Below are 6216 nucleotides of genomic sequence, written 5' to 3'. Positions count from 1 at the left end.
GGGCAGATCTAGAAGCGAACTTCTTCGTCGCCAGCGGCGCGCCGCCCTCGTTGGTGAGGCGTATATAGTCGGCGCCCATCCAAAGTGTCAACAACGATTTCGGTCTTTTTTGAATTTTTTGCGACGAAAGATTGCGGCGCCGATTTTCGGTAGCCGACTTCCGCGGCGGCATGGGGGATAACAAAGCCGAACACCGCCACGGAGCCCTATTGCCGCCGCATTGCGGTTTGACACCAACGCCAACGAAGCTGGCGCAGCACCACTGGCGCGGCGCCTTATAAGAGACTGTAAGAGAGCCACTAAGAGAGAAGTATGACTGGGGATCTCGGCCGAAGCCAGCCGCTTCGTTGACTTCGCCCGCCGTGACAGGCAAATGTCATGGCCACAACAAAAGCGACAAGCCGTCCCGCCCGGGGAAGAAGCAGCCTTTCTGGATGCCAGATACGGAAAATGTCATAGCCGAACTCGGCAACGAGCCGCCGCTGATTGCGGACGGTCGCAGTGGCCCGCCCGACCGGCGCGAGGTTTCGGCGCGCTGGCTGTCGGGCACTTTTCTTACCGGCGTGACGTCGAGCGTGCTGATGGGTGTGGCGCTGTTCGCAGCCCTCGACGGCCGTCAGCAATTGGCGACGCCGCCCGAAATCGCCGAACTGATCAGCCTTGCGAGAGGCGACGATTCCGGCGAGATCGCCAAGACCACCAGGCTGGTGGCGCCGCGCCAGATCGCCAAGGCCAAGGACCGCCGGCGCATGGAAGTGCCGATGGTGACCAAGGTCGGCGACCGCGATGTCATCCACACCATGCCTTTCGTGCAGATCAAGATGGCGCTTGCCGCCGGGCACACGACCAGCCGCGCCTATCCGCCTTTCAATCCGATGCAGGTGTTTGGCGACGACCGCGACGGCAATGCCGGTCAGCCGGCGACCGCCGCCGCAGGCCAGATCTATGGCGCCAAGGTCGAAAGCGAGTTGAGCCTGAAAACGGTCGATTTCCCAATCGAGACGGCAGCGTTCGACGAAAAGAGTGACTTGTCCGCCGACGAGGTGGAAAAGGTGGTGCGCGAGGCGGGCACGGGTCTGAGCGACGGCGCCGTGCAGGTCGCGTCGCTGCATTATGTCGACCCGCAGCGATTCGGCGATGCATTCGCCGAGAGCATGGCCGGCTCCTACGACGTCAGGATCGTTCCGGAAAACGTCTCGGTGTCGCCGCGTGCTGCCCCCGACGATCAGGCGCCGGCCTTCGCCGAGGAGATCATCCCCTTCACCAGGGACCGCAACATCGTCGAGGCTTTCGCCGATTCGGGCTATACCGGCGAGGACGCCACCGGTATGGCCGAGGCGATCGCCAAATTGCTGAATGCGACAGCGCTCAAGGCGGGAACCGTGCTGCGCGTCGGCCTCGAGATCCATGGCGACGCCGCCAAGGTCGTTCGCACCGGCATCTACGACAGGGCCCAGCATATCGTCACCATCGCGCTCGATGATCACGGCCAATATGTGCCGGCGCAGGAGCCGGAGCCCAATCCCGAATTGCTGACCGCGTTCGATGATTCGCCGCCGGTGGTGGTGCGCGGCAATCTGCCGAACGTCTATGACGGCATCTACCGCGCCGCCTACTCCTACGGCATGTCCAAGGCGATGACCAAGCGGCTGATCAAGCTCCTGGCGTCCGGCGTCGATTTCCAGTCGCGGCTCAATCCGTCGGACCGCATCGAGGTGCTGTTCTCGCAGCCGGATGGCGACGACCGGGCATCCGACGAATCCGAGCTGCTCTATGTCTCGGCGAGCTTCGGCGGCACGACGCGCAATTTCTACCGGTTCCAGATGCAGGACGGCAGCACCGACTATTTCGACGAGGATGGCCGCAGCGCCCAGCAATTCCTGCTGCGCAATCCCCTGCCCGCAGGAAAATTCCGCTCCGGCTTCGGTGCCCGCAGGCATCCGATCCTCGGCTATGTGCGCTTGCATACCGGCGTCGATTGGTCAGCCGCCATCGGCACGCCGATCATCGCCGCCGGCAACGGTGTCGTCGAGAAGGCCGGCTGGGCCGGCGGCTATGGCAAACAGATCATTCTCCGTCACGCCAATGGCTACGAGACGTCCTACAATCACCAGAGCGCATTTGCCAAAGGCATCGCGCCGGGCGTGCGCGTCCGCCAAGGCCAGACCATCGGCTTTCTCGGCCAGACCGGCCTCGCCACCGGTCCGCACCTCCACTACGAGCTGATCGTCAACGGCACCAAGGTCGACCCGATGCGCGTTCGCCTGCCGGTCGGCAAGGTGCTGAAGGGCGACGACCTCGTCGCCTTCAAGCGCGAGCGCGGGCGCATCGATGATCTGCTCAAGCAGGAAGACAATGATTCGCTGAAGGTCGCGAGCGCCAAGATCGAAGGCTGAGCCGAGCTGGGCCTTTGCCGGCTGCTCAGCGCTGCGGAGCCTCAGATCCACGCGGCCATGGCAGTCGCTCGCCGGAAACAGTTGTCCACGCCACGATCGCCGAGAGCAGGCAAAGCAGCGCGGTCACCAAGGCGACTGCTGCGAACGCTGCGTCGCTGGCGGCCAGCCTTGCTGCATCGAGATCCGGTGCCGGTTCGCCGAAACCCGGAATGCCGGATGCGGCACCGCTGTTCAGCGCTGCTGCATAGACCCAGGCCGCCAGTGACCCCATCGCCGCCACTGCGATCAGGCCGCCAATGCGCGAGACGGCATTGTTGATTCCCGAGGCAGCACCGGTATCCTTGTCCTCGACCGCCGTCATCACCGCCGTCGACAGCGGCGACACCACCAGCGCCATGCCGAGCCCCATCAGCGCCATCAGCGGAAACACTCCCCACCAGAAACTGTGGATGCCAGCATAGGCCAGCACGGCAAGCCCGGCAAAGGCGACAGCGACGACGAGACTGCCGCTGGCGATCGGAAAACGCGGACCGATCCGGTCGGACCACTGGCCGACCGGCCCCGACAACAGCGCGATCAAGACCGACAGCGGCAGGAAGATGAAGCCGACCTCGGCGGCGCTCAGCCCCCATCCGGCGATGAGCAGCATCGGCAGATAGAACAGGTTGGCCGACAGTGCGAAATAGAGGAAGAAGGTCGCCACATTGGCGCCGGCGAAGGCGCCGACCCGAAACAGCGAGAGATCGATCATCGGTTCGCGCTGCCGGCGCTCGAAGACAATGAACACGATGAGCAGCACCGCGCCGGCGGCAATGCTCGGGCCGGACATTTGCCCCTCGCCCTCTGCGCTCATCGAAGTCAAGCCGTAGGCAAGCGCTCCGAACGCCAAGGTGGCGAGTGCAGCGCCGCCGAGATCGAGGCTGCGCCTTTCGGTCGGTGCGTCGGCCGGGACCTTGGCGAGCAGAAGATAGATCGAGACAAGACCAAGCGGCAGATTGACCGCGAAGATCACCCGCCAGATGCCGTCGCCGAAGGCCGACAAGACAACGCCGCCCAGCACCGGGCCAAGCGCCGTCGTCAGCGCCGAGGCTGCCGCCCAGATGCCGATCGCCCTGCCGCGCTCCTTCTTCGGATAGGCCTTGGCGATAATGGCGAGGCTGCCTGGCACCATGATGGCAGCACCGATGCCCTGAATGGCGCGAAAGGCAATGAGCATTGGTGGATTCGGCGCCACCGCGCAGGCAAGCGAGGCGGCAATGAACAGCGCGATGCCTGCCACGAAAGCATGCCGCAGGCCAAAACGGTCGCCGGCGGCGCCGCCAACAAGGATGAGTGCCGAAAGCGTCAGCGCATAGGCGTTTGAAATCCACTGCGCCTCGGCGAAACTGGCGCCAAGATCGACGCGAATCGCCGGCGTGGCGATGGCCAGGATCGAGCCGTCGATGAAGCCGAGCGCGGAAGCCAGGATCGCCGCGATCAGCACGAACCTGCGTCGCGATTGCGGGCAGAACGTATCGGCCGGCAGCGGCCTGACCAGGGGGACGGCTTCGGCGCCGACTTCGCTTGGAGAACGCATGAAGCCTGCTTAGACCTCCTATGCGCCGGCAACAACCGGCCAGAGGGTTGCTGTCGTTGAAACCAGAACAGGATCACGTCGCCCAAAGAGCCTGCTCCCGGGTTGACCCAGGACTGCGCGATGATTTGGGATAGGGCTCAGTCGATGAATTCCACCGTGACGCCCGGCGACACGATTTTTGCCAGTTCGCGCGCGTCCCAATTGGTCAGCCGCACGCAGCCATGACTTTCGGTCTTGCCGATCTTGGAGGGGTCGGGTGTGCCGTGAATGCCGTAGGTCGGCTTGTCCAGCGCAATCCAGACCGAGCCGACGGGGCCGTTCGGGCCCGGCGGGATGGTCAGGATCTTGTTGTTTTCGCCCTGCTTGAAATTGATGTTCGGATTGTAGGTGTAGTTCGGGTCGAGAGCGACCCGCGACACCGCATGCGTGCCGGTGGGTGAAGGCGTGTCAGCCGAGCCGATGGTGGCTGGATAGGCCGCGATCAGCTTTCCCGACGCGTCATAGGCGCGGGCCTGCTTTTTGCCCTTGTCGGCGATGATGCGTGCCACCGGCGTGGCCACCAGCCTGCCGAAATTGGCGACCTTGATGATCGTGCCGGGACGGTTGAAATTGGCTTCCGGATTGAGCGCCTTCAGATAGTTCTCGTCCATGTGGAACCGCTCGGCCAGCGCTTCGGTGACTGAGGTGTAGCTCAGCCGTTCGAGTTGCGCCTTCTGGCCGTAGTCTTCCGGCACCGATGCGACATAGGGGCCGGCAGCATCCTCTGGCGTGATGCTGTAGGAGGCGAAGGCATCGCCGCCGGATTGCTCAAGCGCCGCCTGGATGCCGACCACATCGGTCGACCGCAGATTGCTGCCGGTGATCTCGTTGTAGGCGGCGAGCGCCTTGTCGACATTCGAGCCGAAGCGCCCGTCGACGACGCCGGGCGAAGCGCCGGCGCGGTCGAGCAGCACTTGCAGCGCCGCGACCTCTTGGCGTGCACCGAGTGAAAGCGACGGATCGACGACAATCTTACCGTCGATCTTTGGCGGCAGTGCCGCCTGGTCGCCCGGCTCCATCGGCTCGACCGGTTCGATCGCAGCCTCGTTGAGCGGCTGGCGCATGACGGTGCGCGGCTTTACCGGCTGCGGCGCTTCCGGATAATTGTTGCCATAGTTGCCGCCATCCAGCGGTGCTTCGGGAAAAGCGTCCACCGGATCGCCGTAGGCATCATATTCGTCGACCGGCGGTACGACGATCAGGCCCTCCTCTTCCAATTGCCTGCGGCGCAAGCGCGCCGTGTCTTCCGGATCGTCGAGATAATAGCGGTCGTCCTCGACCGGTCCGAGATTGCGCAAGCCCTCGCGGCGGAGTGCGCGGCGATCAAACCTGGTCTGCGGCGGCTGGATGGCGAGCACCTTGCCGGTTTCCGTATCGACGATGACGCGGTTTCCTCTGGCGTCGTAGTAGACGTCGAAATCGCCGTTCTGGGCGACCAGCACAGCATGGCTATCCGCGGCTCGGGCATCCGCGGCGCGGGCAGATCGCGGCGCGATGTCCTGCGTCGGCGCGGCCATTACACTCGAAGAAAGCAGCCCGGCGGCGAACGCCGAAAGGGTGAAGATCGTGCGGAACATGCTGGCCAAATTCTCCGGTCCGTAATTGCCGCCGCCCGGCGTTGTCTCTTTAGAGCGCCGCGCGTCCCTTCGGACGCGCAGGGACGCTCTAACACGTAAAAATCTCCGCATCATGCTTTCCGAAAATCGAATTCGATTTTCGGGCCTTTGCGGCAGGCGAACCCTTCGCCAGCAAATCAGTTGCCAACCATAAGGTTCCAACATGAACCGGGCATGAAGATGGCGAATTTCTGGCGGGCTGGAGCAAGAACACTAGCTGGCGGCGAATCCCAATTCCTTGCGCGCCTGCTTCGTCAGCTTGAGTACGACAAGGCGGTGGCTTTCGCGCAGATAGTCTTTTAGCGCGTCATCGTCCATGCTTTGGCTGGTCTGGCGCTGGATCCATTTCATGCCGCGTGAGGCAAGATAGGGCGCGGGCCGAAGGCCCGGCTGTTCCTTCAAGATGTCATAAGCGATGTCGGAGCATTTGAAGGTGACGAACGGCTCCTTGCCATCGCTCCAACCGCCGATCGCAAAGACCTTGGCTCCGACTTTCCAGACATGAGCACCGCCCCACTGGACGACATGGGTCGCCGACGGCAGCGAGGCGCAGAAGCTGTTGTAGTCGTCCAACGTCATCTGCGCCCCG

Annotated in this window: 4 protein-coding genes; 1 reads left to right on the top strand and 3 read right to left on the bottom strand. The window is 63.7% G+C overall.

Annotation, left to right across the window (positions count from 1 at the left end; genetic code table 11):
* Positions 1–434 precede the first annotated feature (434 nt).
* Complete coding sequence (locus AC0L2B_RS00910; RefSeq protein ID WP_023797309.1) at positions 435–2396, top strand: M23 family metallopeptidase; 1962 nt, start codon at positions 435–437, stop codon at positions 2394–2396.
* A gap of 25 nt (positions 2397–2421) precedes the next feature.
* Here the strand turns inward: AC0L2B_RS00910 and AC0L2B_RS00905 are convergent, their stop codons facing one another.
* The 3 genes from AC0L2B_RS00905 to AC0L2B_RS00895 all read right to left on the bottom strand — a co-directional run bounded on the left by AC0L2B_RS00905 (position 2422) and on the right by AC0L2B_RS00895 (position 6206).
* The gene (locus tag AC0L2B_RS00905) at positions 2422–3972 is read right to left on the bottom strand and encodes an MFS transporter (RefSeq protein WP_473743738.1); all 1551 of its coding nucleotides are present in this window, start codon (positions 3970–3972) and stop codon (positions 2422–2424) included.
* Positions 3973–4109: 137 nt separating this feature from the next.
* Entirely contained in the window at positions 4110–5588 is a 1479-nt protein-coding gene (locus AC0L2B_RS00900; RefSeq protein WP_473743737.1) for a L,D-transpeptidase family protein, read from the bottom strand.
* A 252-nt stretch (positions 5589–5840) separates the two neighbouring features.
* On the bottom strand, positions 5841–6206 hold the full coding sequence (locus AC0L2B_RS00895; protein WP_027153335.1) for an MmcQ/YjbR family DNA-binding protein: 366 nt from the start codon (positions 6204–6206) through the stop codon (positions 5841–5843).
* Between the last annotated feature and the right edge of the window lie 10 nt (positions 6207–6216).

The organism is Mesorhizobium sp. WSM4815, assembly GCF_055811575.1.
This window is presented reverse-complemented; position numbering and strand designations above follow the sequence as displayed.

Bases quoted from the DNA above. Each gene is read 5' to 3' on its own strand.
- AC0L2B_RS00895 (WP_027153335.1), bottom strand. From the start codon at position 6,206: ATGACGTTGGACGACTACAACAGCTTCTGCGCCTCGCTGCCGTCGGCG.
- AC0L2B_RS00910 (WP_023797309.1), top strand. From the start codon at position 435: ATGCCAGATACGGAAAATGTCATAGCCGAACTCGGCAACGAGCCGCCG.
- AC0L2B_RS00905 (WP_473743738.1), bottom strand. From the start codon at position 3,972: ATGCGTTCTCCAAGCGAAGTCGGCGCCGAAGCCGTCCCCCTGGTCAGG.
- AC0L2B_RS00900 (WP_473743737.1), bottom strand. From the start codon at position 5,588: ATGTTCCGCACGATCTTCACCCTTTCGGCGTTCGCCGCCGGGCTGCTT.